Annotated in this window: 40 protein-coding genes; 38 read left to right on the forward strand and 2 right to left on the reverse strand. The window is 41.2% G+C overall.

Going from position 1 to position 25,869, the window contains the following annotated elements; genetic code table 11:
• Positions 1–39 precede the first annotated feature (39 nt).
• The 38 genes from nrdD (at position 40) to HMPREF8571_RS03760 (ending at position 23,018) form a co-directional block, all read left to right on the forward strand.
• Positions 40–2,247 (forward strand): anaerobic ribonucleoside-triphosphate reductase, encoded by a 2,208-nt coding sequence (nrdD, locus tag HMPREF8571_RS03570; RefSeq protein WP_025168426.1) that lies wholly within the window; start codon positions 40–42, stop codon positions 2,245–2,247.
• Between the two features lie 11 nt (positions 2,248–2,258).
• Positions 2,259–2,399, forward strand: coding sequence for a hypothetical protein (locus HMPREF8571_RS11250; RefSeq protein WP_000521629.1), 141 nt, complete (start codon positions 2,259–2,261; stop codon positions 2,397–2,399).
• A 43-nt stretch (positions 2,400–2,442) separates the two neighbouring features.
• Entirely contained in the window at positions 2,443–2,943 is a 501-nt protein-coding gene (locus HMPREF8571_RS03580) for a GNAT family N-acetyltransferase (protein WP_000603393.1), read from the forward strand.
• Positions 2,944–2,948: 5 nt separating this feature from the next.
• Complete coding sequence (gene nrdG / locus HMPREF8571_RS03585; protein WP_000220156.1) at positions 2,949–3,545, forward strand: anaerobic ribonucleoside-triphosphate reductase activating protein; 597 nt, start codon at positions 2,949–2,951, stop codon at positions 3,543–3,545.
• Complete coding sequence (locus HMPREF8571_RS03590; RefSeq protein WP_000726039.1) at positions 3,542–4,168, forward strand: uridine kinase family protein; 627 nt, start codon at positions 3,542–3,544, stop codon at positions 4,166–4,168. Before nrdG ends, HMPREF8571_RS03590 begins: the two co-directional genes overlap by 4 nt.
• A 568-nt stretch (positions 4,169–4,736) precedes the next feature.
• Positions 4,737–5,150: an effector binding domain-containing protein gene (locus tag HMPREF8571_RS03600; RefSeq protein ID WP_000478846.1), complete on the forward strand. Its 414-nt coding sequence runs from the start codon at positions 4,737–4,739 to the stop codon at positions 5,148–5,150.
• 257 nt (positions 5,151–5,407) lie between these two features.
• A complete protein-coding gene (gene rpsJ, locus HMPREF8571_RS03605) occupies positions 5,408–5,716 on the forward strand; it encodes a 30S ribosomal protein S10 (protein ID WP_001284513.1) in 309 nt (102 codons plus the stop codon).
• 216 nt (positions 5,717–5,932) lie between these two features.
• A complete protein-coding gene (gene rplC, locus HMPREF8571_RS03610; RefSeq protein ID WP_000160197.1) occupies positions 5,933–6,559 on the forward strand; it encodes a 50S ribosomal protein L3 in 627 nt (208 codons plus the stop codon).
• A gap of 24 nt (positions 6,560–6,583) precedes the next feature.
• Positions 6,584–7,207 carry a 50S ribosomal protein L4 gene (gene rplD / locus HMPREF8571_RS03615; protein WP_000024537.1) on the forward strand — a complete coding sequence of 208 codons (624 nt, stop codon included), beginning with the start codon at positions 6,584–6,586 and terminating at the stop codon, positions 7,205–7,207.
• Complete coding sequence (locus HMPREF8571_RS03620; RefSeq protein ID WP_001055347.1) at positions 7,207–7,503, forward strand: 50S ribosomal protein L23; 297 nt, start codon at positions 7,207–7,209, stop codon at positions 7,501–7,503. The genes rplD and HMPREF8571_RS03620 overlap by 1 nt, the downstream gene beginning before the upstream one ends.
• Before the next feature lie 17 nt (positions 7,504–7,520).
• Positions 7,521–8,354 carry a 50S ribosomal protein L2 gene (gene rplB, locus HMPREF8571_RS03625; RefSeq protein WP_000512904.1) on the forward strand — a complete coding sequence of 278 codons (834 nt, stop codon included), beginning with the start codon at positions 7,521–7,523 and terminating at the stop codon, positions 8,352–8,354.
• A gap of 102 nt (positions 8,355–8,456) precedes the next feature.
• Positions 8,457–8,738, forward strand: coding sequence for a 30S ribosomal protein S19 (gene rpsS, locus HMPREF8571_RS03630; protein ID WP_000533766.1), 282 nt, complete (start codon positions 8,457–8,459; stop codon positions 8,736–8,738).
• Between the two features lie 11 nt (positions 8,739–8,749).
• Complete coding sequence (gene rplV, locus HMPREF8571_RS03635) at positions 8,750–9,094, forward strand: 50S ribosomal protein L22 (RefSeq protein WP_000818137.1); 345 nt, start codon at positions 8,750–8,752, stop codon at positions 9,092–9,094.
• A 12-nt stretch (positions 9,095–9,106) separates the two neighbouring features.
• Positions 9,107–9,760 (forward strand): 30S ribosomal protein S3, encoded by a 654-nt coding sequence (gene rpsC / locus HMPREF8571_RS03640; RefSeq protein WP_000529936.1) that lies wholly within the window; start codon positions 9,107–9,109, stop codon positions 9,758–9,760.
• 3 nt (positions 9,761–9,763) lie between these two features.
• On the forward strand, positions 9,764–10,177 hold the full coding sequence (rplP, locus tag HMPREF8571_RS03645; protein ID WP_000960948.1) for a 50S ribosomal protein L16: 414 nt from the start codon (positions 9,764–9,766) through the stop codon (positions 10,175–10,177).
• 9 nt (positions 10,178–10,186) lie between these two features.
• Positions 10,187–10,393 carry a 50S ribosomal protein L29 gene (rpmC, locus tag HMPREF8571_RS03650; RefSeq protein ID WP_000772918.1) on the forward strand — a complete coding sequence of 69 codons (207 nt, stop codon included), beginning with the start codon at positions 10,187–10,189 and terminating at the stop codon, positions 10,391–10,393.
• 24 nt (positions 10,394–10,417) lie between these two features.
• On the forward strand, positions 10,418–10,678 hold the full coding sequence (gene rpsQ, locus HMPREF8571_RS03655) for a 30S ribosomal protein S17 (protein WP_000440801.1): 261 nt from the start codon (positions 10,418–10,420) through the stop codon (positions 10,676–10,678).
• A 25-nt stretch (positions 10,679–10,703) separates the two neighbouring features.
• Positions 10,704–11,072 (forward strand): 50S ribosomal protein L14, encoded by a 369-nt coding sequence (rplN, locus tag HMPREF8571_RS03660; RefSeq protein WP_000616545.1) that lies wholly within the window; start codon positions 10,704–10,706, stop codon positions 11,070–11,072.
• A 183-nt stretch (positions 11,073–11,255) separates the two neighbouring features.
• Positions 11,256–11,561 carry a 50S ribosomal protein L24 gene (gene rplX / locus HMPREF8571_RS03665; RefSeq protein WP_000497691.1) on the forward strand — a complete coding sequence of 102 codons (306 nt, stop codon included), beginning with the start codon at positions 11,256–11,258 and terminating at the stop codon, positions 11,559–11,561.
• 23 nt (positions 11,562–11,584) lie between these two features.
• Entirely contained in the window at positions 11,585–12,127 is a 543-nt protein-coding gene (rplE, locus tag HMPREF8571_RS03670) for a 50S ribosomal protein L5 (protein ID WP_000013542.1), read from the forward strand.
• Between the two features lie 17 nt (positions 12,128–12,144).
• Positions 12,145–12,330, forward strand: a complete 186-nt coding sequence (locus tag HMPREF8571_RS03675) for a type Z 30S ribosomal protein S14 (RefSeq protein WP_001085697.1) — start codon at positions 12,145–12,147, stop codon at positions 12,328–12,330.
• Positions 12,331–12,614: 284 nt separating this feature from the next.
• A complete protein-coding gene (gene rpsH / locus HMPREF8571_RS03680; RefSeq protein ID WP_000245504.1) occupies positions 12,615–13,013 on the forward strand; it encodes a 30S ribosomal protein S8 in 399 nt (132 codons plus the stop codon).
• Positions 13,014–13,199: 186 nt separating this feature from the next.
• On the forward strand, positions 13,200–13,736 hold the full coding sequence (rplF, locus tag HMPREF8571_RS03685; RefSeq protein WP_000086628.1) for a 50S ribosomal protein L6: 537 nt from the start codon (positions 13,200–13,202) through the stop codon (positions 13,734–13,736).
• 83 nt (positions 13,737–13,819) lie between these two features.
• The gene (rplR, locus tag HMPREF8571_RS03690; protein ID WP_004251098.1) at positions 13,820–14,176 is read left to right on the forward strand and encodes a 50S ribosomal protein L18; all 357 of its coding nucleotides are present in this window, start codon (positions 13,820–13,822) and stop codon (positions 14,174–14,176) included.
• 17 nt (positions 14,177–14,193) lie between these two features.
• Positions 14,194–14,688, forward strand: coding sequence for a 30S ribosomal protein S5 (gene rpsE, locus HMPREF8571_RS03695; protein WP_000874196.1), 495 nt, complete (start codon positions 14,194–14,196; stop codon positions 14,686–14,688).
• A 13-nt stretch (positions 14,689–14,701) separates the two neighbouring features.
• Positions 14,702–14,884, forward strand: a complete 183-nt coding sequence (gene rpmD / locus HMPREF8571_RS03700; protein WP_000057241.1) for a 50S ribosomal protein L30 — start codon at positions 14,702–14,704, stop codon at positions 14,882–14,884.
• 144 nt (positions 14,885–15,028) lie between these two features.
• The gene (gene rplO / locus HMPREF8571_RS03705) at positions 15,029–15,469 is read left to right on the forward strand and encodes a 50S ribosomal protein L15 (protein WP_000766089.1); all 441 of its coding nucleotides are present in this window, start codon (positions 15,029–15,031) and stop codon (positions 15,467–15,469) included.
• Positions 15,470–15,481: 12 nt separating this feature from the next.
• Positions 15,482–16,792, forward strand: a complete 1,311-nt coding sequence (secY, locus tag HMPREF8571_RS03710) for a preprotein translocase subunit SecY (RefSeq protein WP_000465389.1) — start codon at positions 15,482–15,484, stop codon at positions 16,790–16,792.
• 145 nt (positions 16,793–16,937) lie between these two features.
• Positions 16,938–17,576 carry an adenylate kinase gene (locus tag HMPREF8571_RS03715; RefSeq protein WP_001050452.1) on the forward strand — a complete coding sequence of 213 codons (639 nt, stop codon included), beginning with the start codon at positions 16,938–16,940 and terminating at the stop codon, positions 17,574–17,576.
• Between the two features lie 116 nt (positions 17,577–17,692).
• Positions 17,693–17,911 (forward strand): translation initiation factor IF-1, encoded by a 219-nt coding sequence (gene infA, locus HMPREF8571_RS03720; protein ID WP_001029883.1) that lies wholly within the window; start codon positions 17,693–17,695, stop codon positions 17,909–17,911.
• A gap of 24 nt (positions 17,912–17,935) precedes the next feature.
• Positions 17,936–18,052: a 50S ribosomal protein L36 gene (gene rpmJ / locus HMPREF8571_RS03725; RefSeq protein WP_001808836.1), complete on the forward strand. Its 117-nt coding sequence runs from the start codon at positions 17,936–17,938 to the stop codon at positions 18,050–18,052.
• 17 nt (positions 18,053–18,069) lie between these two features.
• A complete protein-coding gene (gene rpsM / locus HMPREF8571_RS03730) occupies positions 18,070–18,435 on the forward strand; it encodes a 30S ribosomal protein S13 (RefSeq protein ID WP_000090781.1) in 366 nt (121 codons plus the stop codon).
• A 17-nt stretch (positions 18,436–18,452) separates the two neighbouring features.
• A complete protein-coding gene (rpsK, locus tag HMPREF8571_RS03735) occupies positions 18,453–18,836 on the forward strand; it encodes a 30S ribosomal protein S11 (RefSeq protein WP_001118385.1) in 384 nt (127 codons plus the stop codon).
• A 42-nt stretch (positions 18,837–18,878) separates the two neighbouring features.
• A complete protein-coding gene (locus tag HMPREF8571_RS03740) occupies positions 18,879–19,814 on the forward strand; it encodes a DNA-directed RNA polymerase subunit alpha (RefSeq protein WP_000568993.1) in 936 nt (311 codons plus the stop codon).
• An 11-nt stretch (positions 19,815–19,825) separates the two neighbouring features.
• Entirely contained in the window at positions 19,826–20,212 is a 387-nt protein-coding gene (gene rplQ / locus HMPREF8571_RS03745; protein ID WP_000331493.1) for a 50S ribosomal protein L17, read from the forward strand.
• Between the two features lie 263 nt (positions 20,213–20,475).
• Entirely contained in the window at positions 20,476–20,742 is a 267-nt protein-coding gene (locus HMPREF8571_RS03750; RefSeq protein WP_000644135.1) for an ACT domain-containing protein, read from the forward strand.
• A 9-nt stretch (positions 20,743–20,751) separates the two neighbouring features.
• Positions 20,752–22,089 carry a PFL family protein gene (locus HMPREF8571_RS03755; RefSeq protein ID WP_000354873.1) on the forward strand — a complete coding sequence of 446 codons (1,338 nt, stop codon included), beginning with the start codon at positions 20,752–20,754 and terminating at the stop codon, positions 22,087–22,089.
• Between the two features lie 236 nt (positions 22,090–22,325).
• Positions 22,326–23,018, forward strand: a complete 693-nt coding sequence (locus HMPREF8571_RS03760; RefSeq protein ID WP_000049293.1) for a histidine phosphatase family protein — start codon at positions 22,326–22,328, stop codon at positions 23,016–23,018.
• A 100-nt stretch (positions 23,019–23,118) separates the two neighbouring features.
• Here HMPREF8571_RS03760 and HMPREF8571_RS03765 read toward each other — a convergent pair whose 3' ends face one another.
• Positions 23,119–24,777, reverse strand: a complete 1,659-nt coding sequence (locus HMPREF8571_RS03765) for an ABC transporter permease (protein WP_000676643.1) — start codon at positions 24,775–24,777, stop codon at positions 23,119–23,121.
• Positions 24,767–25,858 (reverse strand): ABC transporter ATP-binding protein, encoded by a 1,092-nt coding sequence (locus HMPREF8571_RS03770; protein ID WP_001289676.1) that lies wholly within the window; start codon positions 25,856–25,858, stop codon positions 24,767–24,769. Before HMPREF8571_RS03770 ends, HMPREF8571_RS03765 begins: the two co-directional genes overlap by 11 nt.
• Positions 25,859–25,869 lie beyond the last annotated feature (11 nt).

Raw genomic sequence — 25,869 nt, forward strand, 5'->3', positions numbered from 1 at the left:
TATAAACTATTCAACAATATTTTAGAAAAGAGCATGGATATGATTGTATTAGAAGAAAAGCTTGCAACCGTTCCCACCTTGTTCGTTGAAAAACGAGATGGTAGACGTGTGGTGTTTGATGTAGACAAGATTGACAAGGCTCTCCACAAGGCGGCGGAAAAGGTTATGGACCTTACGCCTCTAGTAGAAAAACGCCTAAATGGTCTGGTTGAAAGAATCGTCACTGAAATTCACAGTCGCTTCCCTCAAGGTGTCAAGATTTACGAAATTCAGAATATCGTAGAACATGAACTCCTTGAAGCCAAAGAATATGCGCTAGCTGAGGAGTATATCACTTATCGGACACAAAGGGATTTTGAGCGTTCAAAAGCGACAGATATCAACTTTAGCATTCATAAGCTTCTTAATAAAGATCAGGCAGTTGTCAATGAAAATGCCAATAAAGACAGCGATGTCTTTAATACCCAGCGTGATTTGACAGCAGGGATTGTTGGAAAATCAATCGGACTGCAAATGCTTCCTAAGCACGTAGCCAATGCTCACCAAAAAGGGGATATCCACTATCATGACTTGGACTACAGCCCCTATACTCCTATGACCAACTGCTGTTTGATTGATTTTAAAGGTATGTTGGAAAATGGTTTTAAGATTGGCAATGCGGAGGTAGAAAGTCCCAAGTCTATCCAGACTGCGACAGCTCAAATTTCACAAATCATCGCCAATGTTGCTTCTAGCCAGTACGGGGGTTGCTCAGCTGACCGTATCGATGAAGTCTTGGCTCCGTATACGGAGAAGAATTATCAAAAGCACCTCAAGGATGCGGAAGAGTGGGTCTTACCTGACAAACGGGAAGATTATGCTTGGAAGAAAACGCAAAAGGACATCTACGATGCTATGCAATCTCTTGAGTATGAAATCAACACCCTCTTCACTTCAAATGGGCAAACACCTTTTACTTCGCTTGGTTTTGGTTTAGGAACTAGTCGTTTTGAGCGTGAAATTCAAAAAGCTATTTTGACCATTCGTATCAAGGGTCTTGGTTCAGAACATCGAACAGCCATCTTCCCTAAACTCATCTTTACGCTAAAAAGAGGACTCAACTTAGAGGAAGATTCACCTAACTACGACATCAAACAGTTGGCTCTTGAGTGTGCAACCAAGCGGATGTACCCAGATGTCTTGTCCTATGATAAGATTATCGAGCTGACAGGTTCTTTCAAGGTGCCTATGGGTTGCCGTTCTTTCCTCCAAGGCTGGAAGGATGAAAATGGTGTAGAAGTCAATTCAGGTCGGATGAATCTAGGTGTTGTGACAGTCAATCTGCCTCGTATCGCCCTAGAGTCTGAAGGTGACTTGAACAAGTTCTGGGAAATCTTCAACGAGCGAATGAACATTGCGGAGGATGCTCTGGTTTATCGTGTCGAACGAACCAAGGAAGCAACACCAGCAAATGCCCCTATCCTTTATCAGTATGGAGCCTTCGGCCGCCGTCTCGGAAAAGAAGAAAGTGTTGACCAACTCTTTAAGAATCGCCGTGCGACCATTTCTCTAGGCTATATCGGTTTGTATGAAGTGGCGACGGTCTTCTTTGGCAATAGCTGGGAAAGCAATCCAGAAGCCAAGGAATTTACGCTTGACATCATTCGTGATATGAAACGACGTGTAGAAGAGTGGTCAGATCAATATGATTACCATTTCTCTATCTACTCAACACCGTCTGAAAGCTTGACAGACCGCTTCTGTCATTTGGATACAGAGAAGTTCGGCTCTATTCCTGATATTACAGACAAGGAATACTACACCAACTCTTTCCACTATGATGTCCGTAAAAATCCAACACCGTTTGAAAAACTGGATTTTGAAAAAGTTTATCCAGAAGCAGGTGCGTCAGGTGGCTTTATCCACTATTGTGAGTATCCAGTTCTTCAACAAAATCCTAAAGCCCTGGAAGCTGTCTGGGACTATGCCTATGACCGTGTCGGCTATCTAGGGACCAATACTCCGATTGATCGTTGCTACAAGTGCGACTTTGAAGGAGATTTTGAACCGACTGAGAGAGGATTTGCTTGTCCCAACTGTGGCAATAGCGACCCTAAAACAGTAGATGTGGTCAAACGTACGTGTGGTTATCTGGGAAATCCTCAAGCACGTCCGATGGTTAACGGACGCCACAAGGAAATCGCTGCGCGTGTCAAACACATGAATGGCTCTACTATCAAAACAGCTGGACATGAAGTAACAAATTAGAAGGAAACGGAATGGGGAAATATCAATTAGACGATAAGGGACGCGCACAAGTGACCCGTTATCACGAGAAACACTCGAAAGGTGGAGTAGGTAAAAAAGAACGCTTGCTCAACCTCAGAGAACAGTTTTTAAACAAGAACAAGAAAAAATAAAAGTGAGAGTTCGCTCTCGCTTTTCTCTTAATTGGAGGTAAAAATGATACTACGCAGACCAACATTGGCAGATAAAGAAACAGTTTTAGAGATGATGGCAGAGTTTGAACAGACTCAATCACCCCACGATGGTGGGTTTTGGAACGCCAACAATTTTGTTTATGAAGAGTGGCTAGAAGAAAATCTTCAAGCGGAAGCGGGACTCAATATTCCTGAAAACTGGGTTCCTGCTATCCAGCTGGTTAGTTTTGACGTAGCAGGCCAGGCTCTTGGCTTTCTCAACCTTCGTCTCCGATTAAATGACTACTTACTAGAAAATGGGGGCCATATTGGCTACTCCATTCGTCCATCTGAAAGAGGTAAGGGTTATGCCAAAGAATCCCTCCGAAAAGGTCTACAAGTTGCTAAGGGAAAGAATATTAAACGAGCTTTAGTGACTTGTAGCACAGAAAATCCAGCAAGCCGAGCAGTTATCTTAGCTAATGGTGGTGTCTATGAGGATGTTCGAAACGGAACGGAGCGCTATTGGATAGACTTGGAGTAGACAGCATGACATGGAATACACCAAAACCTGGTGAATGGAAAAGCGAGGAGCTTAGTAAAGGACGAATCATTGACTACAAGGCCTTTAACTTTGTAGATGGAGAAGGCGTGCGCAACTCCCTCTATGTCGCAGGCTGTATGTTCCACTGCGAGGGTTGTTATAATGTTGCGACTTGGTCTTTTAATGCAGGCATTCCTTATACAGCAGAGTTAGAAGAACAGATTATGGAAGACCTTGCTCAGCCCTATGTTCAAGGCTTGACCTTACTGGGAGGAGAGCCATTCCTCAATACTGGTATCCTCTTGCCACTTGTTAAACGCATTCGGAAGGAATTGCCATATAAAGACATCTGGTCCTGGACAGGTTATACTTGGGAGGAAATGATGCTGGAAACTCCAGACAAACTGGAACTCTTGTCGCTAATTGACATCCTTGTCGATGGTCGTTATGACAAAAGCAAGCGCAATCTCATGCTCCAGTTCCGAGGTTCCTCTAATCAACGGATTATCGATGTGCAAAAATCTCTCAAAAGTGGGCAAGTAGTGATTTGGGACAAGCTCAATGACGGAAAAGAAAGCTATGAACAGGTGAAGAGAGAATGAAGAAAAAAGAGTTAGTAGACAAACTGGTTTCAGAGATCGAAACGGGGGAAGTCAAAACACTGGGGATTTACGATCACGGTGCATCAGGAAAGTCTACCTTTGCACAGGAATTATATCAAGCCCTAGATTCTACAAAAGTAAATTTACTAGAAACAGATCCCTATATCACATCAGAACGTCATCTGGTAGTACCAAAGCAAGCGCCAGATCAAAAGGTGACAGCTTGTCTCCCAGTGGCGCATGAACTGGCAAGTTTACAGAGAGATATTCTCGCCTTGCAGGCAGGTTTGGATGTCTTGACAATCGATGAACCGTGGAAGGCTAGCGAGGTCTTGTCTGGAGCAAAGCCAATTCTTATTGTTGAAGGGATGTCCGTGGGTTTTCTACCCAAGGAACTCTTTGACAAAACCATCTGTTTCTACACGGATGAGGAGACCGAATTAAAGAGGCGCTTAGCTCGAGATACGACTATGAGAAATCGCGATGCATCTTTTGTATTAGCTAGCCATCAGATGAGACGGGAGCAGTATCTGCGATACTATAGAGAAACCGAGTCTAAAGCGGACATTTTAGTAGATCAATCAGAAGATACATTCAAGGTCAAAATGACTCGTATTATATAGAAGAAAAGACGGTTTTTTATAGATATAAATCCTCAATCTTGGAAAAATGAAAAGAGAAAACAGTTTCATCCCAAAAAAACGAAAAAAAGCTCACAAATCCCTTGCAATCGCAGGGGCTTTGTGTTATTCTACCGTGGTGCTGTAAATCACATCTTTAGCTGTGATGCAAGAGGTTGTGACTACGATTGGATACACTGCCACACAACACGCGTCGGTTTCCTATTTTTGCTTTGAGTTTGAATCCCTTTATATCCTAGACTTGAGCATAAAAATGCTCGTTAAAAACTTTCCAAACTATATCAATAAGAATTGGAAGGCTGGTCTTGGTCGAAGCCTGCATTGTTTTTCGGCTCTGGTTGAGACCGGTAAATTGAACGTTTTGTTTGTTATAGGCACCGTCTTTTCTGAGAAAAGGGAGTTGATAGTGAATGGCAAGATATATCCTATGCGCAAAGAATGCTATTTCATTTTGTTGCGTGAAGTAGCCTCTCTTGGTAGTTAGAAAGTTTATAGCTGAGGTTGATTGCTAATCAGTCACCTTAGAAGTGAAAGTAAAAGGAGCGAAGGAATGTTTTTAAAAATAATCAGTAGTATCTCTACAAATAATTTCCAAGATCCAAACATGATGGAAAAAATTAGCCATCTATGGCAGGAGCACCAGAAAGAAGTAGAGGAGGCATTTGCCCAAGGGCTTCCGATTTATGCAGTCTATCATGATTATGTCAGCGACTACAAGGGGGATTACAGCTTGTCGCTCTGTAGTCTATCCGATAAAGAAGACTGGGATTTTGACACTTCAGGACAAACCTACCAAGTATTTGAGGTGGATACAAGTGATTCAAAAGGTTTTCTCCATACCTGGCAACAAATTTGGCAGGCAGAAGAAGCAAGAGAACTGCAACGTCAGTATAGTATTGATTTTGAAAAATATGATCCAGATCAGACAGTATCTATCTTTATCGCCACCCCAAAAAATGGATAAATTGTCAAATTAAGTTTTATTTACGAAAGAGGATCAGAACATACTCTAGTAACTTAGGTTAGTAAAAAAAACGAAAAAAACCTAACAAATCCCTTGCAATCGCAGGGGCTTTGTGTTATTCTATTATGGTGCTGTAAATTACAGCCTTAGCTTTGATGCAAGAGGTTGCGACACGCTCGGTTGCATTGCCACGCAACGCGCGTCGGTTTTCTTGTGGAGCTAGCCTATTATCTTAAATAGACGAAAAGGAGAAAAAGATGGCAAACAAAAAAATCCGTATCCGTTTGAAAGCTTACGAACACCGTACGCTTGACACAGCGGCTGCAAAAATCGTAGAATCAGCTACTCGTACAGGTGCACAAGTTGCGGGTCCAATCCCACTTCCAACTGAGCGTAGCCTCTACACAATCATTCGTGCGACTCACAAATATAAAGACTCTCGCGAACAATTCGAAATGCGTACACACAAACGTTTGATCGATATCGTTAACCCAACTCAAAAAACAGTTGATGCGTTGATGAAATTGGATCTTCCAAGTGGTGTAAACGTAGAAATCAAACTTTAATCTAAAATATAAAAGAGCAGAGGCTGGTGTTTCAATTTAATTGAACACGGGCTAAACTCGGTGTGAAAAAGATAAACTTCCTAGTGTCTGTTAGACACTGCGTCAGTTTCCTATTTTCACTTTGAGTTTGACGCCGTTTGTATCTTAGGCTTGAGCATGAAAAACGCTCGTTAAAAACTTTTTGAATAAAAAATATAGAAAAGGAACTATTTTCTCATGACAAAAGGAATCTTAGGGAAAAAAGTGGGAATGACTCAAATCTTCACTGAAGCTGGCGAATTGATCCCTGTAACAGTTATTGAAGCAACTCCAAACGTTGTTCTTCAAGTTAAAACTGTTGAAACAGACGGATACAACGCTATCCAAGTTGGTTTCGATGACAAACGCGAAGTATTGAGCAACAAACCTGCTAAAGGACATGTAGCGAAAGCTAACACGGCTCCTAAGCGCTTCATTCGTGAATTCAAAAACGTTGAAGGCTTGGAAGTTGGTGCTGAAATCACAGTTGAAACATTCGCAGCTGGAGACGTTGTTGACGTAACTGGTACTTCTAAAGGTAAAGGTTTCCAAGGTGTTATCAAACGCCACGGACAATCACGTGGACCAATGGCTCACGGTTCTCGTTACCACCGTCGTCCAGGTTCTATGGGACCTGTTGCACCTAACCGCGTATTCAAAGGTAAAAACCTTGCAGGACGTATGGGTGGCGATCGCGTAACAATTCAAAACCTTGAAGTTGTACAAGTTGTTCCAGAAAAGAACGTTATCCTTATCAAAGGTAACGTACCAGGTGCTAAGAAATCTCTTATCACTATCAAATCAGCAGTTAAAGCTGGTAAATAATAAAGAAAGGGGAAATCAGTCACAATGGCAAACGTAACATTATTTGACCAAACTGGTAAAGAAGCTGGCCAAGTTGTTCTTAACGATGCAGTATTTGGTATTGAACCAAATGAATCAGTTGTGTTTGATGTGATCATCAGTCAACGCGCAAGCCTTCGTCAAGGAACACACGCTGTTAAAAACCGCTCTGCAGTATCAGGTGGTGGACGCAAACCATGGCGTCAAAAAGGAACTGGACGTGCTCGTCAAGGTTCTATCCGCTCACCACAATGGCGTGGTGGTGGCGTTGTCTTCGGACCAACTCCACGTTCATACGGCTACAAACTTCCACAAAAAGTTCGTCGCCTAGCTCTTAAATCAGTTTATTCTGAAAAAGTTGCTGAAAACAAATTCGTAGCTGTAGACGCTCTTTCATTTACAGCTCCAAAAACTGCTGAATTTGCAAAAGTTCTTGCAGCATTGAGCATCGATTCTAAAGTTCTTGTTATCCTTGAAGAAGGAAATGAATTCGCAGCTCTTTCAGCCCGTAACCTTCCAAATGTGAAAGTTGCAACTGCTACAACTGCAAGTGTTCTTGACATCGCAAATAGCGACAAACTTCTTGTCACACAAGCAGCTATCTCTAAAATCGAGGAGGTTCTTGCATAATGAATTTGTATGATGTTATCAAAAAACCTGTCATCACTGAAAGCTCAATGGCTCAACTTGAAGCAGGAAAATATGTATTTGAAGTTGACACTCGTGCACACAAACTTTTGATCAAGCAAGCTGTTGAAGCTGCTTTCGAAGGTGTTAAAGTTGCCAACGTTAACACAATCAACGTAAAACCAAAAGCTAAACGTGTTGGACGTTACACTGGTTTTACTAACAAAACTAAAAAAGCTATCATCACACTTACAGCTGATTCAAAAGCAATCGAGTTGTTTGCTGCTGAAGCTGAATAATCTAAGGAGGAAATATCGTGGGAATTCGTGTTTATAAACCAACAACAAACGGTCGCCGTAATATGACTTCTTTGGATTTCGCTGAAATCACAACAAGCACTCCTGAAAAATCATTGCTTGTTGCTTTGAAGAAACAGGCTGGTCGTAACAATAACGGTCGTATCACTGTTCGTCACCAAGGTGGTGGACACAAACGTTTCTACCGTTTGGTTGACTTCAAACGTAACAAAGACAACGTTGAAGCTGTTGTTAAAACAATCGAGTACGATCCAAACCGTTCTGCAAACATCGCTCTTGTACACTACACTGACGGTGTGAAAGCATACATCATCGCTCCAAAAGGTCTTGAAGTTGGTCAACGCATCGTTTCAGGTCCAGAAGCAGATATCAAAGTCGGAAACGCTCTTCCGCTTGCTAACATCCCAGTTGGTACTTTGATCCACAACATCGAGTTGAAACCAGGTCGTGGTGGAGAATTGGTGCGTGCAGCTGGAGCTTCTGCTCAAGTATTGGGTCAAGAAGGTAAATACGTTCTTGTTCGTCTTCAATCAGGTGAAGTTCGTATGATTCTTGGAACTTGTCGTGCTACAGTTGGTGTTGTCGGAAACGAACAACATGGACTTGTTAACCTTGGTAAAGCAGGACGTAGCCGTTGGAAAGGTATCCGCCCAACAGTTCGTGGTTCTGTAATGAACCCTAACGATCACCCCCACGGTGGTGGTGAAGGTAAAGCACCAGTTGGTCGTAAAGCGCCGTCTACTCCATGGGGCAAACCTGCTCTTGGTCTTAAAACTCGTAACAAGAAAGCGAAATCTGACAAACTTATCGTTCGTCGTCGCAACGAGAAATAATTTAAAACTAGTCGCATAAGCGCTAGATAATCCGCCAGCTCGGTAGCGCTCCTTGTGAGCGCAAGCCGCTGTGGTACAACATTTAAAGGAGAAAATATAAAAATGGGACGCAGTCTTAAAAAAGGACCTTTCGTCGATGAGCATTTGATGAAAAAAGTTGAAGCTCAAGCTAACGACGAAAAGAAAAAAGTTATCAAAACTTGGTCACGTCGTTCAACGATCTTCCCAAGTTTCATTGGTTACACTATCGCAGTTTATGACGGACGTAAACACGTACCTGTTTACATCCAAGAAGACATGGTAGGTCACAAACTTGGTGAATTTGCACCAACTCGTACTTACAAAGGTCACGCTGCAGACGACAAGAAAACACGTAGAAAATAAGGAGAACATAAATGGCAGAAATTACTTCAGCTAAAGCAATGGCTCGTACAGTACGTGTTTCACCTCGTAAATCACGTCTTGTTCTTGACAATATCCGTGGTAAAAGCGTAGCCGATGCTATTGCAATCTTGACATTCACTCCAAACAAAGCTGCTGAAATCATCTTGAAAGTTTTGAACTCAGCTGTAGCTAACGCTGAAAACAACTTTGGTTTGGATAAAGCTAACTTGGTAGTATCTGAAGCATTCGCAAACGAAGGACCAACTATGAAACGTTTCCGTCCACGTGCGAAAGGTTCAGCTTCACCAATCAACAAACGTACAGCTCACATCACTGTGGCTGTTGCAGAAAAATAAGGAGGTAACATCGTGGGTCAAAAAGTACATCCAATTGGTATGCGTGTCGGCATCATCCGTGATTGGGATGCCAAATGGTATGCTGAAAAAGAATACGCGGATTACCTTCATGAAGATCTTGCAATCCGTAAATTCGTTCAAAAAGAACTAGCTGACGCAGCGGTTTCAACTATCGAAATCGAACGCGCAGTAAACAAAGTTAACGTTTCACTTCACACTGCTAAACCAGGTATGGTTATCGGTAAAGGTGGTGCTAACGTTGATGCACTCCGTGCAAAACTTAACAAATTGACTGGAAAACAAGTACACATCAACATCATCGAAATCAAACAACCTGATTTGGATGCTCACCTTGTAGGTGAAGGAATTGCTCGTCAATTGGAGCAACGTGTTGCTTTCCGTCGTGCACAAAAACAAGCAATCCAACGTGCAATGCGTGCTGGAGCTAAAGGAATCAAAACTCAAGTATCAGGTCGTTTGAACGGTGCAGATATCGCCCGTGCTGAAGGATACTCTGAAGGAACTGTTCCACTTCACACACTTCGTGCAGATATCGATTACGCTTGGGAAGAAGCAGATACTACATACGGTAAACTTGGTGTTAAAGTATGGATCTACCGTGGTGAAGTTCTTCCAGCTCGTAAAAACACTAAAGGAGGTAAATAACCAATGTTAGTACCTAAACGTGTTAAACACCGTCGTGAATTCCGTGGAAAAATGCGCGGTGAAGCAAAAGGTGGAAAAGAAGTAGCATTCGGTGAATACGGTCTTCAAGCTACAACTAGCCACTGGATCACTAACCGCCAAATCGAAGCTGCTCGTATCGCCATGACTCGTTACATGAAACGTGGTGGTAAAGTTTGGATTAAAATCTTCCCACACAAATCATACACTGCTAAAGCTATCGGTGTGCGTATGGGATCTGGTAAAGGGGCACCTGAAGGTTGGGTAGCACCAGTTAAACGTGGTAAAGTGATGTTTGAAGTTGCTGGTGTATCTGAAGAGATCGCTCGCGAAGCGCTTCGTCTTGCAAGCCACAAATTGCCAGTTAAATGTAAATTCGTAAAACGTGAAGCAGAATAAGGAGAAGGCATGAAACTTAATGAAGTAAAAGAATTTGTTAAAGAACTTCGTGGTCTTTCTCAAGAAGAACTCGCGAAGCGCGAAAACGAATTGAAAAAAGAATTGTTTGAACTTCGTTTCCAAGCTGCTACTGGTCAATTGGAACAAACAGCTCGCTTGAAAGAAGTTAAAAAACAAATCGCTCGTATTAAAACAGTTCAATCTGAAGCGAAATAATAGACTAGGGAAGGAGAAATTTCAATGGAACGCAATAATCGTAAAGTTCTTGTTGGACGTGTTGTATCTGACAAAATGGACAAGACAATCACAGTTGTAGTTGAAACAAAACGTAACCACCCAGTCTATGGTAAACGTATTAACTACTCTAAAAAATACAAAGCACATGATGAAAACAATGTTGCCAAAGAAGGCGATATCGTACGTATCATGGAAACTCGTCCGCTTTCAGCTACAAAACGTTTCCGTCTTGTAGAAGTTGTTGAAGAAGCGGTCATCATCTAATCAAACCTGAAAGGAGAAAACTGAAATGATTCAAACAGAAACTCGTTTGAAAGTCGCAGACAACAGCGGTGCTCGCGAAATCTTGACTATCAAAGTTCTTGGTGGTTCAGGACGTAAATTTGCAAACATCGGTGATGTTATTGTGGCATCTGTAAAACAAGCTACTCCTGGTGGTGCGGTTAAAAAAGGTGACGTTGTAAAAGCTGTTATCGTTCGTACTAAATCAGGTGCTCGTCGTGCTGATGGTTCATACATCAAATTTGACGAAAACGCAGCAGTTATCATCCGTGAAGACAAAACTCCTCGCGGAACACGTATCTTTGGCCCAGTTGCACGTGAATTGCGTGAAGGTGGCTTCATGAAGATCGTGTCACTTGCTCCAGAAGTACTTTAATTGGTTGCTCAAAGAAAATTAAAACAAGTCTAGGAAGTAAGACGAAAGCATAACTTAAGTTAGGTGAGTTGAAACTGACGAAGGATTGCTTTGATTTTCGCAGAGCAAAAACAAACAAACTAGTCCCCTGGATTCACCTCCAGGGTGCCCTTATGGGCGTAAGAAAAATCAAGGAGAAACCTAATGTTTGTAAAAAAAGGCGACAAAGTTCGCGTAATCGCTGGTAAAGATAAGGGAACAGAAGCTGTTGTCCTTACTGCCCTTCCAAAAGTAAACAAAGTTATCGTTGAAGGTGTGAATATCGTTAAGAAACACCAACGTCCAACTAACGAACTTCCTCAAGGTGGTATCATCGAGAAAGAAGCAGCTATCCACGTATCAAACGTTCAAGTTTTGGATAAAAACGGTGTAGCTGGTCGTGTTGGTTACAAATTTGTAGACGGTAAAAAAGTTCGCTACAACAAAAAATCAGGCGAAGTGCTTGATTAATCACGAAGGAAAGGAGAAGTATAATGGCAAATCGTTTAAAAGAAAAATATCTTAATGAAGTAGTTCCTGCTTTGACAGAACAATTCAACTACTCATCAGTGATGGCTGTGCCTAAAGTAGATAAGATCGTTTTGAACATGGGTGTTGGTGAAGCTGTATCAAACGCTAAAAGCCTTGAAAAAGCTGCTGAAGAATTGGCACTTATCTCAGGTCAAAAACCACTTATCACTAAAGCTAAAAAATCAATCGCCGGCTTCCGTCTTCGTGAAGGTGTAGCGATCGGTGCAAAAGTTACCCTTCGTGGTGAACGTATGTACGAATTCTTGGACAAATTGGTTTCAGTTTCACTTCCACGTGTACGTGACTTCCACGGTGTTCCAACAAAATCATTTGATGGACGCGGGAACTACACACTTGGTGTGAAGGAACAATTGATCTTCCCAGAAATCAACTTTGATGACGTTGACAAAACTCGTGGTCTTGACATTGTTATCGTAACAACTGCTAACACTGACGAAGAGTCACGTGCATTGCTTACAGGCCTTGGAATGCCTTTTGCAAAATAATATAGGAGGTAAATCTAATGGCTAAAAAATCAATGATTGCTAAGAACAAACGTCCAGCGAAGTTCTCTACTCAAGCTTATACTCGTTGTGAAAAATGTGGTCGTCCACATTCAGTTTACCGCAAATTTAAACTTTGCCGTGTTTGCTTCCGTGAATTAGCTTACAAAGGACAAATTCCTGGTGTAACAAAAGCATCTTGGTAATTTAAGATATCAAGGGCGTAAAAACTCCAAGTGAAAATAGGTAACTTGACGAAGAAACTGAAGTTTCTAGGAAAGTTTATCTTTTTCACACAGAGTTTAGCCCGGGTTCAGTTGGGCTTTCCAATTTGAACACGAGCTACAGCTTTGGCAAAAAAGACCAATTTGTTTTGGAGCATCGCTCCTGCATCAAATTGCCTATTTTTGCTCTTGCTGTCACGCTCTTTGTATCATGTATTAACTAGCAAGTGCGACTTGCAAACTACTAGTAAGAGGAGAAAAACAAAATGGTTATGACTGACCCAATCGCAGACTTCCTAACTCGTATTCGTAACGCTAACCAAGCGAAACACGAAGTACTTGAAGTACCTGCATCAAACATCAAAAAAGGGATTGCTGAAATCCTTAAACGCGAAGGTTTTGTAAAGAACGTTGAAATCATCGAAGATGACAAACAAGGCATCATCCGTGTATTCCTTAAATACGGACCAAACGGTGAAAAAGTTATCACTAACTTGAAACGTGTTTCTAAACCAGGACTTCGTGTCTACAAAAAACGTGAAGATCTTCCAAAAGTTCTTAACGGACTTGGAATTGCTATCCTTTCAACTTCTGAAGGTTTGCTTACTGATAAAGAAGCACGCCAAAAGAATGTTGGTGGAGAAGTTATCGCTTACGTTTGGTAATATTTAGCTCTCAATTTCTTTGTGACTCTTCGTTATCGCCTCTAGGCTAATCAAAAGTTATGCCTGCGAGACGATGTCTAGATTCACTTTGAAATTGAAACCTAAATGTTCCTTTAATCGAGAAATCGATTTAACCCCGTGAAAACTGGCTGTAGTGGCCTGACAATTTAACAGGAGAAAATAAACATGTCACGTATTGGTAATAAAGTTATCGTGTTGCCTGCTGGTGTTGAAATCACTAACAATGACAACGTAGTAACTGTAAAAGGACCTAAAGGAGAACTTACTCGTGAGTTCTCAAAAGATATTGAAATCCGTGTGGAAGGTACTGAAGTAACTCTTCACCGTCCAAACGATTCAAAAGAAATGAAAACAATCCATGGAACTACTCGTGCCCTTTTGAACAACATGGTTGTTGGTGTATCAGAAGGATTCAAGAAAGTACTTGAAATGCGCGGGGTTGGTTACCGTGCACAACTTCAAGGAAACAAACTTGTTTTGGCTGTAGGTAAATCTCATCCAGACGAAGTTGAAGCTCCAGAAGGAATTACTTTTGAACTTCCAAACCCAACAACAATTGCTATCAGCGGAATTTCAAAAGAAGTAGTTGGTCAAACAGCTGCTTACGTACGTAGCCTTCGCTCACCTGAACCATATAAAGGTAAAGGTATCCGTTACGTTGGCGAATACGTTCGTCTTAAAGAAGGTAAAACAGGTAAATAATGTTGAGTGGTTGATCTTCAACCACCGACCTATTTTCCAACTTTGTGCATAGCACACGATTTAAAACTAAAGAGGTGAAAACTGTGATTTCTAAACCAGATAAAAACAAACTCCGCCAAAAACGCCACCGTCGCGTTCGCGGAAAACTCTCTGGAACTGCTGATCGCCCACGTTTGAACGTATTCCGTTCTAATACAGGCATCTACGCTCAAGTGATTGATGACGTAGCGGGTGTAACGCTCGCAAGTGCTTCAACTCTTGACAAAGAAGTTTCAAAAGGAACTAAAACTGAACAAGCCGTTGCTGTCGGTAAACTCGTTGCAGAACGTGCAAGTGCTAAAGGTATTTCAGAAGTGGTGTTCGACCGCGGTGGATATCTATATCACGGACGTGTGAAAGCTTTGGCTGATGCAGCTCGTGAAAACGGATTGAAATTCTAATAGGAGGACACTAGAAAATGGCATTTAAAGACAATGCAGTTGAATTTGAAGAACGCGTAGTTGCTGTCAACCGTGTTACAAAAGTTGTTAAAGGTGGACGTCGTCTCCGTTTCGCAGCTCTTGTTGTTGTTGGTGACCACAATGGTCGCGTAGGATTTGGTACTGGTAAAGCTCAAGAAGTTCCAGAAGCAATCCGTAAAGCAGTAGACGATGCTAAGAAAAACTTGATTGAAGTACCTATGGTTGGAACAACAATTCCTCACGAAGTTCTTTCAGAATTCGGTGGAGCTAAAGTATTGTTGAAACCTGCTGTAGAAGGTTCTGGAGTTGCCGCTGGTGGTGCAGTTCGTGCCGTTGTGGAATTGGCAGGTGTGGCAGATATTACATCTAAATCACTTGGCTCTAACACTCCAATCAACATTGTTCGCGCAACTGTTGAAGGTTTGAAACAATTGAAACGCGCTGAAGAAGTTGCTGCCCTTCGTGGTATCTCAGTTTCTGATTTGGCATAAGAAAGGGGATAAAATGGCTCAAATTAAAATTACTTTGACTAAGTCTCCAATCGGACGCATTCCATCACAACGTAAAACTGTTGTAGCACTTGGACTTGGCAAATTGAACAGCTCTGTTATCAAAGAAGACAACGCTGCTATCCGTGGTATGATCACTGCAGTATCTCACTTGGTAACAGTTGAAGAAGTAAACTAATGAATTTTTAGGGGATGTGGCAATACTCATCCCCTAAAACTAGGTATAGTCATCTAAGATGACCATGTATAGGCGAGTTGATAAGGGAGACAACCTTTTCTCTCTTATCGGCGCTAGCATTTTACAAAAGAGGAGAAAATAATAATGAAACTTCATGAATTGAAACCTGCAGAAGGTTCTCGTAAAGTACGTAACCGTGTTGGTCGTGGTACTTCATCAGGTAACGGTAAAACATCTGGTCGCGGTCAAAAAGGTCAAAAAGCTCGTAGCGGTGGCGGAGTTCGCCTTGGTTTTGAAGGAGGACAAACTCCATTGTTCCGTCGTCTTCCAAAACGTGGATTCACTAACATCAACGCTAAAGAATACGCAATTGTAAACCTTGACCAATTGAACGTCTTTGAAGACGGTGCAGAAGTAACTCCAGTTGTGCTTATCGAAGCAGGAATTGTGAAAGCTGAAAAATCAGGAGTTAAAATTCTTGGTAACGGTGAGTTGACTAAGAAATTGACTGTGAAAGCAGCTAAATTCTCTAAATCAGCTGAGGAAGCTATCACTGCTAAAGGTGGTTCTGTAGAAGTCATCTAAGAGAGGTGACCTATGTTTTTTAAATTACTAAAAGAAGCGCTCAAGGTTAAACAAGTTCGATCAAAAATTCTCTTTACGATTTTTATCATCCTTGTTTTCCGTATTGGGACAAGTATCACTGTTCCAGGTGTGAATGCAAAAAGTTTAGAAGCTCTCAGTGGTTTATCTTTCTTGAACATGCTCAGTCTTGTTTCAGGGAATGCCATGAAGAACTTCTCCGTTTTTGCACTCGGAGTAAGTCCGTATATCACTGCTTCAATCGTTGTTCAATTGCTACAAATGGATATTTTACCGAAGTTTGTAGAATGGGGCAAACAAGGGGAAGTAGGACGGAGAAAACTAAACCAGGCTACTCGTTACATTGCACTTGTGCTTGCATTTGTTCAATCTATCGGGATTACAGCAGGATTTAATACTCTATCTGGAGCGAAATTATTAACGACAGCTTTAACTCCACAAGTTTTTGTTACTATTGGTATTATCCTCACAGCAGGTAGTATGATTGTAACTTGGCTCGGGGAACAAATTACAGATAAGGGATACGGAAACGGTGTTTCTATGATCATCTTTGCAGGTATTGTTGCTTCAATCCCTGAAATGATTAAAGGAATCTATGTTGACTACTTCGTCAATATCCCAAGTAGCCGTTTGACTTCATCTATTATCTTTGTCGTTATTTTGACTATCGCTGTCTTGTTGATTGTTTACTTTACAACCTATGTTCAACAGGCAGAATATAAAATTCCAATCCAATATACAAAAGTTGCTCAAGGAGCCCCATCAAGCTCATACCTTCCATTGAAGGTGAACCCAGCGGGGGTTATCCCAGTTATCTTTGCAAGTTCCATTACAGCAGCACCTGCAGCCATTCTTCAATTTTTGAGTGCTACAGGTCATGATTGGGCTTGGGTACGTACAGCACAGGAAATGTTATCTACAACATCTCCGACAGGTGTTGCTATGTATGCCTTGCTCATCATTCTCTTTACGTTCTTCTATACATTTGTACAGATCAATCCAGAGAAAGCAGCAGAAAACTTGCAAAAGAGTGGAGCCTACATCCATGGTGTCCGTCCTGGTAAGGGGACTGAAGAATTCATGTCGAAACTTCTTCGTCGCCTTGCAACAGTCGGATCAATCTTCCTTGGTGTGATCTCAATCTTGCCGATTGTGGCAAAAGATGTCTTTGGCCTTTCAGAAGCTGTTGCTTTTGGGGGAACTAGTCTTTTGATCATTATCTCGACAGGTATCGAAGGAATCAAACAGTTAGAAGGTTATCTATTGAAACGTAAGTATGTTGGTTTCATGGACAAAACAGAATAAAAGCAAGATTACTTTTGCTTAGAGAGTGGAGTATGAAGGTCTACCTATCAAAGAGACTTTCGTCTCCCCTCTTCTATTTTGTTTTTAAATAGGGGTTGAAACGAATTTCTGCGTCTATTTAAATACAAAATAAGGAGATCCTATCATGAATCTTTTGATTATGGGCTTACCTGGAGCAGGTAAGGGAACGCAAGCAGCTAGAATTGTGGAGCAATTCCACGTGGCACACATTTCAACTGGAGATATGTTCCGTGCTGCTATGGCTAATCAAACTGAAATGGGTGTACTTGCCAAGTCATACATCGACAAAGGTGAGTTGGTTCCAGATGAAGTTACAAATGGAATTGTTAAAGAACGCCTTTCTCAGGACGACATCAAAGAAACAGGTTTCTTGTTGGATGGTTACCCACGTACGATTGAACAAGCGCATGCCTTGGACAAAACATTGGCTGAACTTGGTATCGAACTGGAAGGTGTGATTAACATCGAAGTGAACCCAGACTGTCTCTTAGAACGTTTGAGCGGCCGTATCATCCATCGCGAAACAGGTGAAACCTTCCACAAAGTTTTCAACCCACCAGTTGACTACAAAGAAGAAGATTACTACCAACGCGAAGATGACAAACCTGAGACAGTTAAGCGTCGGTTGGATGTTAATATCGCACAAGGTGAACCAATCATTGCTCACTACCGTGCCAAAGGTTTGGTCCACGATATCGAAGGAAATCAAGATATCAATGATGTGTTCAAAGACATCGAAAAAGTATTGACAAATTTGAAATAAAGCGTTTTTCACACTTGCAAAAAATCGTTACAAATGTTATACTGAGATAGTCTGACTTATAATTGTTGTCTCTATGTTTAGAGGCATCAAATCGAAATTTATGGAGGTGCTTTTGCGTGGCAAAAGACGATGTGATTGAAGTTGAAGGCAAAGTAGTCGATACAATGCCTAACGCAATGTTTACGGTTGAACTTGAAAATGGACATCAGATTTTAGCAACAGTTTCTGGTAAAATTCGTAAAAACTATATTCGTATTTTAGCGGGAGATCGTGTTACTGTCGAGATGAGTCCATATGACTTGACACGTGGACGTATCACTTACCGCTTTAAATAATCGAAAAACTTGGAGGGATAAGAAATGAAAGTAAGACCATCGGTCAAACCAATTTGCGAATACTGTAAAGTAATTCGTCGTAATGGTCGTGTTATGGTAATTTGCCCAGCAAATCCAAAACACAAACAACGTCAAGGATAAGATAGAAAGGAGAAAACATGGCTCGTATTGCTGGAGTTGACATTCCAAATGACAAACGCGTAGTAATCTCATTGACTTACGTTTATGGTATCGGACTTGCAACATCTAAGAAAATTTTGGCTGCTGCTGGAATCTCAGAAGATGTTCGTGTACGTGACCTTACATCAGATCAAGAAGATGCTATCCGTCGTGAAGTGGATGCAATCAAAGTTGAAGGTGACCTTCGTCGTGAAGTAAACTTGAACATCAAACGTTTGATGGAAATCGGTTCTTACCGTGGTATTCGTCACCGTCGTGGACTTCCTGTCCGTGGACAAAACACTAAAAACAACGCTCGCACTCGTAAAGGTAAAGCTGTTGCGATCGCTGGTAAGAAAAAATAATATAGGAGGTAAAAGTCTTGGCTAAACCAACACGTAAACGTCGTGTGAAAAAGAATATCGAATCTGGTATTGCTCATATTCACGCTACATTTAATAACACTATTGTTATGATTACTGATGTGCATGGTAATGCAATTGCTTGGTCATCAGCTGGTGCTCTTGGTTTCAAAGGTTCTCGTAAATCTACACCATTCGCTGCTCAAATGGCTTCTGAAGCTGCTGCTAAATCTGCACAAGAACACGGTCTTAAATCAGTTGAAGTTACTGTAAAAGGTCCAGGTTCTGGTCGTGAGTCAGCTATTCGTGCGCTTGCTGCCGCTGGTCTTGAAGTAACAGCAATTCGTGATGTGACTCCAGTGCCACACAATGGTGCTCGTCCTCCAAAACGTCGCCGTGTATAATCATCGCATTACACTGCTTTTCGTTTAAGAGGGAGTAACTAAATGATTGAGTTTGAAAAACCAAATATAACAAAAATTGATGAAAATAAAGATTATGGCAAGTTTGTAATCGAACCACTTGAACGTGGTTACGGTACAACTCTTGGTAACTCTCTTCGTCGTGTACTACTAGCTTCTCTACCGGGAGCAGCAGTGACATCTATCAACATTGAAGGTGTCTTGCATGAGTTCGACACAGTTCCAGGTGTTCGTGAAGACGTGATGCAAATCATTCTGAACATTAAAGGGATTGCAGTGAAATCATACGTTGAAGACGAAAAAATCATTGAACTTGACGTTGAAGGTCCTGCTGAAATTACAGCTGGAGACATTTTGACTGATAGTGATATTGAAATTGTAAATCCAGATCATTATCTCTTTACAATCGGTGAAGGTTCTTCTCTAAAAGCGACAATGACTGTTAACAGTGGTCGTGGATATGTACCTGCTGATGAAAACAAAAAAGATAATGCACCAGTTGGAACACTTGCTGTAGATTCTATTTATACACCAGTTACAAAAGTCAACTATCAAGTAGAGCCTGCTCGTGTAGGTAGCAATGATGGATTTGACAAATTAACCCTTGAAATCTTGACTAATGGAACAATTATTCCTGAAGATGCTTTAGGGCTTTCAGCACGTATTTTGACAGAACATCTTGATTTGTTTACAAATCTTACTGAGATTGCTAAGTCAACTGAGGTGATGAAAGAAGCTGATACTGAATCTGACGATCGTATTTTGGATCGTACGATTGAGGAACTGGACTTGTCTGTGCGTTCATACAACTGTTTGAAACGTGCCGGTATCAACACTGTGCATGATTTAACAGAAAAATCTGAAGCAGAGATGATGAAAGTACGAAATCTTGGACGCAAGAGTTTGGAAGAAGTGAAACTCAAACTCATTGACTTGGGTCTTGGATTAAAAGATAAATAAAGGAGGAATACATGGCTTACCGTAAACTAGGACGCACTAGCTCACAACGTAAAGCAATGCTTCGCGATTTGACAACTGACCTTTTGATCAACGAATCAATCGTGACAACTGAAGCTCGTGCTAAAGAAATCCGTAAAACTGTTGAAAAAATGATTACTCTAGGTAAACGTGGTGATTTGCATGCACGTCGTCAAGCAGCTGCTTTCGTACGTAATGAAATCGCATCTGAAAACTATGATGAAGCAACTGATAAGTACACTTCTACTACAGCACTTCAAAAATTGTTCTCAGAAATCGCACCTCGTTATGCTGAACGTAACGGTGGATACACTCGTATCCTTAAAACTGAACCACGTCGTGGTGATGCTGCGCCAATGGCGATCATCGAATTAGTATAAAATCATCAATTTTGTTGAGTGTTATGATGATGGAGTCTTGTGCTCTTAGTCTAGCTCTGGTCTACCGCTGGGACTTCGGTCCTAGCGGGAACACTCATCATCATTTGATAGGGTAGACGCTTGTTTACGAAATTGTTTTTTGTTTAAGAACAACTTCGTAAGCAGGCGTTTTTTAGTATTTTTTACGGAAATATGCTATACTAAGGAAAAAGAAAATCAAAAACGTTCAGGTTTTCTAATAATCGTAGAATGGGAGTCTAAAGATGAAGGCTATTATTACAGTGGTTGGCAAGGACAAGACGGGTATTGTTGCTGGCGTGTCTACTAAGATTGCAGAGTTGGGTTTGAATATTGACGATATTTCTCAGACGGTGTTGGATGAATATTTTACCATGATGGCAGTCGTATCTAGTGATGAAAAGCAGGATTTCACTTATCTGCGAAATGAGTTTGAAACGTTCGGTCAGACCTTGAATGTTAAAATCAATATTCAAAGTGCAGCGATTTTTGACGCCATGTATAATATCTAGGAGGTCATCATGGATATTAGACAAGTTACGGAAACCATTGCCATGATCGAAGAGCAGAACTTCGATATCAGAACTATCACCATGGGCATTTCCCTTTTGGACTGTATCGATCCAGACATCGAACGTGCTGCTGAAAAAATTTACCAAAAAATCACAACTAAAGCTGCAAATCTAGTGGCTGTAGGAGATGAAATTGCTGCAGAACTTGGGATTCCTATTGTTAATAAACGAGTATCGGTGACTCCGATTTCCTTGATTGGAGCAGCGACAGATGCGACGGACTATGTCGTATTGGCAAAGGCACTTGACAAGGCTGCCAAGGAGATTGGTGTTGACTTTATCGGAGGTTTTTCGGCCTTGGTACAAAAAGGCTACCAAAAAGGAGATGAGATTCTTATCAATTCTATCCCCCGTGCTCTAGCTGAGACAGACAAGGTCTGTTCGTCTGTCAATATTGGTTCAACCAAGTCAGGTATCAACATGACTGCAGTTGCAGATATGGGACGTATCATCAAGGCAACAGCAAACTTATCAGATATGGGAGCTGCCAAATTAGTCGTATTTGCTAACGCTGTTGAGGACAATCCTTTTATGGCAGGGGCTTTCCATGGTGTCGGTGAAGCAGATGTTATCATCAATGTCGGGGTTTCGGGTCCTGGTGTGGTCAAGCGTGCCTTGGAAAAGGTTCGTGGACAGAGCTTTGATGTAGTAGCCGAGACGGTCAAGAAAACGGCCTTTAAGATTACTCGTATCGGTCAATTGGTCGGGCAAATGGCGAGTGAACGCCTTGGTGTTGACTTTGGAATTGTCGACCTAAGCTTGGCACCTACTCCTGCGGTAGGTGATTCTGTGGCACGTGTCCTTGAGGAAATGGGCCTAGAAACAGTTGGTACGCATGGGACGACGGCTGCCCTCGCTCTTTTGAATGACCAAGTTAAGAAGGGCGGAGTGATGGCTTGTAACCAAGTCGGTGGCTTGTCAGGTGCTTTTATCCCCGTTTCTGAAGATGAGGGGATGATTGCTGCGGTGCAAGATGGCTCTCTGAATTTAGAGAAACTAGAAGCCATGACTGCTATCTGTTCAGTTGGGCTGGATATGATTGCCATTCCGGAAGATACGCCTGCTGAAACCATTGCAGCTATGATTGCGGATGAGGCGGCCATTGGTGTGATTAACATGAAAACAACGGCTGTTCGTATTATTCCAAAGGGCAAAGAAGGCGATATGATTGAGTTTGGTGGTTTGCTAGGGACAGCTCCAGTGATGAAGGTCAACGGTGCTTCGTCTGTTGATTTCATTTCTCGCGGTGGGCAAATCCCAGCTCCAATCCATAGTTTTAAAAATTAATAAAAAAGCGAGAGGATTTAAGTTGAGTTTAAGGATGACTGTGTATACTATAATCATTAAATAAAGACCTCCTAACTTTATTTAATAGAAATCCTAAACTTTTTCATAATAATCTCCTAGGGAAGCTACCATGAGGGTAGCTTTTCTTTTGGGTAATTTACAAATGTTGGCTTTGCTTTTGAAAGCCGAATATTTCTTTGATCCATGATATAATAGAAGAAAATGGAGGATAGAAAATGTCTAAAGTAAGATTATACTTGGTCCGTCATGGGAAAACGATGTTTAACACGATTGGACGTGCTCAAGGATGGAGTGATACGCCTCTAACCGCAGAAGGTGTGTTGGGAATCCATGAACTGGGAATTGGCTTGAGAGAGTCTGGTTTGCAGTTTGACCGAGCTTATTCTAGTGACTCTGGTCGTACGATTCAGACTATGGGAATTGTCCTAGAAGAACTAGGCTTGCAGGGGAAAATCCCTTACCGTATGGATAAGCGAATCCGTGAGTGGTGCTTTGGTAGTTTTGATGGGGCCTATGATGGGGATCTCTTTATGGGGGTCATTCCGCGTGTTTTCAAGGTGGATCATGTTCATCAGTTATCCTATGCCGAGTTAGCAGAAGGCTTGGTGGAGGTTGATACTGCTGGTTGGGCTGAAGGTTGGGAAAAACTTAGTAGCCGAATCAAGGAAGGCTTTGAGTCGATTGCCAAAGAAATGGAAGAACACGGTGGCAGGAATGCCCTTGTTGTCAGCCACGGGATGACCATTGGTACGATGGTTTATCTCATCAATGGCATGCATCCGCATGGTCTAGATAATGGTAGTGTGACCATTCTAGAATACGAGAACGGCCAGTTTACAGTCGATGTCGTTGGTGACCGTAGCTATCGGGAACTGGGACGTGAGAAGATGGAAGAAAATTCTATTTAATCAGTAAATATGTTCATCAGAACTTCGGGTCATGTATTTTGATAAGAGATTAGAAAAACAGCCTAGGCTCATCCTTTCGGCTGTTTTTGATAGGGAAAAATTAGAGTGTAATGTTATTATTTTTAGAGATTTTCATGAATAACAGTAAGGAAGCGACTGTTAGGATAGATAAAATCGTGGATAAAGCTGCGGCTACACCATAATTTCCTCTGAGAACCTCTGTATAGATTGCTACGGTCATAGTTTTTGTTTTGGCATTATATAGCAGGATAGAAGTAGATAGTTCTGAAATCATTGTTACCCATGATAGAATAGATCCAGAAATAATACCGGGTAACATCATTGGAACAGTAATTTTACTGAAAGTATTGAGACGGCTACTTCCTAAACTTTCAGCGGCTTCTTCAATACTAGGTGCTATTTGTTGTAAGCTAGCAACAGATGAGCGGATTATATAAGGGAGTCTTCTTACAGATAAGGAGATAATCAAGATGAAGGCTGTTCCTGTAATCATAAGGAAGCCACTTCCGAAGATACCTGTATTGAATGAAGAGATAAAGGCAATACCGAGAACTGTTCCTGGTACGATATAAGGTACCATACTAAGGCTATCAATTAAGTTTGTAAACAAATTTCGTTTTCTAACGGCTAGGTAGGAGATAACTGTTGCAAATAAAACAACTAGAATCAAAGCAATCAAAGGAATGCGAATGGTATTAAAAATAGCAGATCCCATGCGATTGAAAGCTACCTTGTAACTGTTTAGAGAATAGCCTTTGACAAATACCATACCTGATGTTTTTAGGAAAGAAGTATAAATCAAGTAGACCTGAGGTAGAATAGAGAACAAGATAGTTCCGTAAACCGTTGCATAAATAGCTGCCATTTTTCCTTTTGTAGTTTTTTTCGGCTCAATTGGATGGAGTGAATTCATGCTGAAACTATAGCGATTTGAAATATATTTTTGGATGAGGAAGATTGTTAAAGCAATGATAATCGCCATGATTGCTAAAGCCGATGCAAATGCAGAATTTCCGCCCACCTCACTAATGAATTGATTATAAATTAAAACAGGGAAAGTCCGATATCCTTCACCAATTAACATGGGAGTTCCGAAGTCGGAGAATGCTCTCATAAATACAAGTAGGGCAGCAGCAAGTAAAGTTGGAACTAAAAGGGGCAAAATAACTGTTATCATACGTTTCAATCCGATTACCCCCATACTTTCAGCAGCTTCAAGAAGGGAATGGTCAATTCTTTTCATTGCTCCAGCTACGTATAGAAAAACTAATGGGAATAGCTGAAGTGTAAATACAAGTACAATTCCTTTGAAGCCATAAATATCAATAGCTGGAAGATGAAGGACATTTGTCAAGAATTTAGTGATGACACCATTTCGTCCCAACAAGAGAATCCAGGAGTATGCCCCTACGAAAGGAGCTGACATGGAAGCAATGATAATCAATATCTGTAAAAATTTCTTTCCTTTGAAGTCATATATAGAAAAGAGATAAGCCAATAAGGTCCCTAAAATCAGAGAAGTTACAGTAGAAGTAATGGAGACGTTAAAACTGTTTACTAGTGTCTCAGAGTAATAGGATTTACTAAAGAAATCCTCAAAATTAGCTAGTGAGAATTTACCTTCATGTATGAGTGCTTGCTTGAGTACAATAACGATAGGATAAACAAGAAAAATAAGATAGGTAAGAAAGATGAAGAAGGAAGAAGCAGTCCAGATGTTTAGTTTTTTACCTTTCATAGCCAACTCCTGTAATAAGATTTTGGGAACCATCTGCAGAAAAGACATTTAACTTTTGAGTATTGATTCGTAGACGAATTCGATCCCCTTTTTGAAGATCTTCTTCAAAAGTTGATTCTTCGCTCACCTGTATTTTTGAAGAAAATACAGTCTCTACGAAATATTCAGTGGTGAGTCCAAGATAAACACTATCTGAAATGATTCCCTCAATATCACCAGATTCATCTTTGATAAACTCTTCGGGACGGATACTTACAAGAATAGCTTGTTCTTGAGCCTGATCAAGAGCTGGCATAGGGAGGGCATAACCATCTGAAAAGACGATATAAGCACCGTCGCTCCGTTTTTTTAGTTTAGCTGGGATGAGATTTGTGCGTCCGATAAAGGTTGCCACAAACTCATTAGCTGGTTTATGGTAGAGCTCTTTTGGGCGTCCGACTTGTTGGATGACCCCATCTTTCATAACAGCAATCTGGTCTGAAATAGCCATCGCTTCTTCTTGGTCGTGGGTCACATATACAGTTGTAATTCCCACCTCGTGTTGAATTTCTCGAATAACTTGGCGCATATCTAAGCGAAGTTTCGCATCCAGGTTACTAAGTGGCTCATCCATGAGGAGAACACTTGGATTAACAGCTAAGGCACGCGCCAAGGCGACACGTTGTTGTTGTCCACCACTGAGTTTATCGGGCTTTCGATCTGCGTATTGATCAATTTGCATTAGCTCCAGATATTTATTGGTTTGTTGAATTAATTCCTCTTTTGGAACCTTTTTTTGTCTAAGACCAAAAGCAACATTATCACGGACAGTCAAATGTGGAAAAATAGCGTAGTTTTGGAAAACCATCCCGATGTTGCGTTTGTTGGGTTCTATATTATTGATTTTAGTATCATCGAAGTAAAATTCTCCTCCTTCGATACTGTTGAAGCCAGCAATCATTCGAAGAAGGGTCGTTTTTCCACAACCTGAAGGTCCAAGAATGGTGAAAAGACTTCCTTTTGGAATCGTAACGTTTAAATTCTCAATGACAGGAATGTCGTGGTAGATTTTTTTTGCGTTAATAATTTTGATTTCACTCATAGTGAACCTCT

Source organism: Streptococcus mitis ATCC 6249 (genome assembly GCF_000146585.1).
GTDB classification, from domain to species: Bacteria; Bacillota; Bacilli; order Lactobacillales; family Streptococcaceae; genus Streptococcus; species Streptococcus mitis_AZ.

Coding starts and splice junctions, on each gene's coding strand:
- nrdD (WP_025168426.1), top strand. CDS start 40: ATGATTGTATTAGAAGAAAAGCTTGCAACCGTTCCCACCTTGTTCGTT.
- HMPREF8571_RS03715 (WP_001050452.1), top strand. CDS start 16,938: ATGAATCTTTTGATTATGGGCTTACCTGGAGCAGGTAAGGGAACGCAA.
- rpsQ (WP_000440801.1), top strand. CDS start 10,418: ATGGAACGCAATAATCGTAAAGTTCTTGTTGGACGTGTTGTATCTGAC.
- rpmD (WP_000057241.1), top strand. CDS start 14,702: ATGGCTCAAATTAAAATTACTTTGACTAAGTCTCCAATCGGACGCATT.
- rpsM (WP_000090781.1), top strand. CDS start 18,070: ATGGCTCGTATTGCTGGAGTTGACATTCCAAATGACAAACGCGTAGTA.
- HMPREF8571_RS03770 (WP_001289676.1), bottom strand. CDS start 25,858: ATGAGTGAAATCAAAATTATTAACGCAAAAAAAATCTACCACGACATT.
- HMPREF8571_RS03675 (WP_001085697.1), top strand. CDS start 12,145: ATGGCTAAAAAATCAATGATTGCTAAGAACAAACGTCCAGCGAAGTTC.
- HMPREF8571_RS03620 (WP_001055347.1), top strand. CDS start 7,207: ATGAATTTGTATGATGTTATCAAAAAACCTGTCATCACTGAAAGCTCA.
- rplN (WP_000616545.1), top strand. CDS start 10,704: ATGATTCAAACAGAAACTCGTTTGAAAGTCGCAGACAACAGCGGTGCT.
- rpsE (WP_000874196.1), top strand. CDS start 14,194: ATGGCATTTAAAGACAATGCAGTTGAATTTGAAGAACGCGTAGTTGCT.
- HMPREF8571_RS03750 (WP_000644135.1), top strand. CDS start 20,476: ATGAAGGCTATTATTACAGTGGTTGGCAAGGACAAGACGGGTATTGTT.
- rplQ (WP_000331493.1), top strand. CDS start 19,826: ATGGCTTACCGTAAACTAGGACGCACTAGCTCACAACGTAAAGCAATG.
- rpsS (WP_000533766.1), top strand. CDS start 8,457: ATGGGACGCAGTCTTAAAAAAGGACCTTTCGTCGATGAGCATTTGATG.
- rplF (WP_000086628.1), top strand. CDS start 13,200: ATGTCACGTATTGGTAATAAAGTTATCGTGTTGCCTGCTGGTGTTGAA.
- nrdG (WP_000220156.1), top strand. CDS start 2,949: ATGACATGGAATACACCAAAACCTGGTGAATGGAAAAGCGAGGAGCTT.
- rplO (WP_000766089.1), top strand. CDS start 15,029: ATGAAACTTCATGAATTGAAACCTGCAGAAGGTTCTCGTAAAGTACGT.
- HMPREF8571_RS03740 (WP_000568993.1), top strand. CDS start 18,879: ATGATTGAGTTTGAAAAACCAAATATAACAAAAATTGATGAAAATAAA.
- HMPREF8571_RS03600 (WP_000478846.1), top strand. CDS start 4,737: ATGTTTTTAAAAATAATCAGTAGTATCTCTACAAATAATTTCCAAGAT.
- rpsJ (WP_001284513.1), top strand. CDS start 5,408: ATGGCAAACAAAAAAATCCGTATCCGTTTGAAAGCTTACGAACACCGT.
- HMPREF8571_RS03590 (WP_000726039.1), top strand. CDS start 3,542: ATGAAGAAAAAAGAGTTAGTAGACAAACTGGTTTCAGAGATCGAAACG.
- HMPREF8571_RS03760 (WP_000049293.1), top strand. CDS start 22,326: ATGTCTAAAGTAAGATTATACTTGGTCCGTCATGGGAAAACGATGTTT.
- rplE (WP_000013542.1), top strand. CDS start 11,585: ATGGCAAATCGTTTAAAAGAAAAATATCTTAATGAAGTAGTTCCTGCT.
- rplP (WP_000960948.1), top strand. CDS start 9,764: ATGTTAGTACCTAAACGTGTTAAACACCGTCGTGAATTCCGTGGAAAA.
- rplC (WP_000160197.1), top strand. CDS start 5,933: ATGACAAAAGGAATCTTAGGGAAAAAAGTGGGAATGACTCAAATCTTC.
- rpsH (WP_000245504.1), top strand. CDS start 12,615: ATGGTTATGACTGACCCAATCGCAGACTTCCTAACTCGTATTCGTAAC.
- HMPREF8571_RS03755 (WP_000354873.1), top strand. CDS start 20,752: ATGGATATTAGACAAGTTACGGAAACCATTGCCATGATCGAAGAGCAG.
- rpmC (WP_000772918.1), top strand. CDS start 10,187: ATGAAACTTAATGAAGTAAAAGAATTTGTTAAAGAACTTCGTGGTCTT.
- secY (WP_000465389.1), top strand. CDS start 15,482: ATGTTTTTTAAATTACTAAAAGAAGCGCTCAAGGTTAAACAAGTTCGA.
- HMPREF8571_RS03765 (WP_000676643.1), bottom strand. CDS start 24,777: ATGAAAGGTAAAAAACTAAACATCTGGACTGCTTCTTCCTTCTTCATC.
- HMPREF8571_RS11250 (WP_000521629.1), top strand. CDS start 2,259: ATGGGGAAATATCAATTAGACGATAAGGGACGCGCACAAGTGACCCGT.
- HMPREF8571_RS03580 (WP_000603393.1), top strand. CDS start 2,443: ATGATACTACGCAGACCAACATTGGCAGATAAAGAAACAGTTTTAGAG.
- rplX (WP_000497691.1), top strand. CDS start 11,256: ATGTTTGTAAAAAAAGGCGACAAAGTTCGCGTAATCGCTGGTAAAGAT.
- rplD (WP_000024537.1), top strand. CDS start 6,584: ATGGCAAACGTAACATTATTTGACCAAACTGGTAAAGAAGCTGGCCAA.
- rpmJ (WP_001808836.1), top strand. CDS start 17,936: ATGAAAGTAAGACCATCGGTCAAACCAATTTGCGAATACTGTAAAGTA.
- rplV (WP_000818137.1), top strand. CDS start 8,750: ATGGCAGAAATTACTTCAGCTAAAGCAATGGCTCGTACAGTACGTGTT.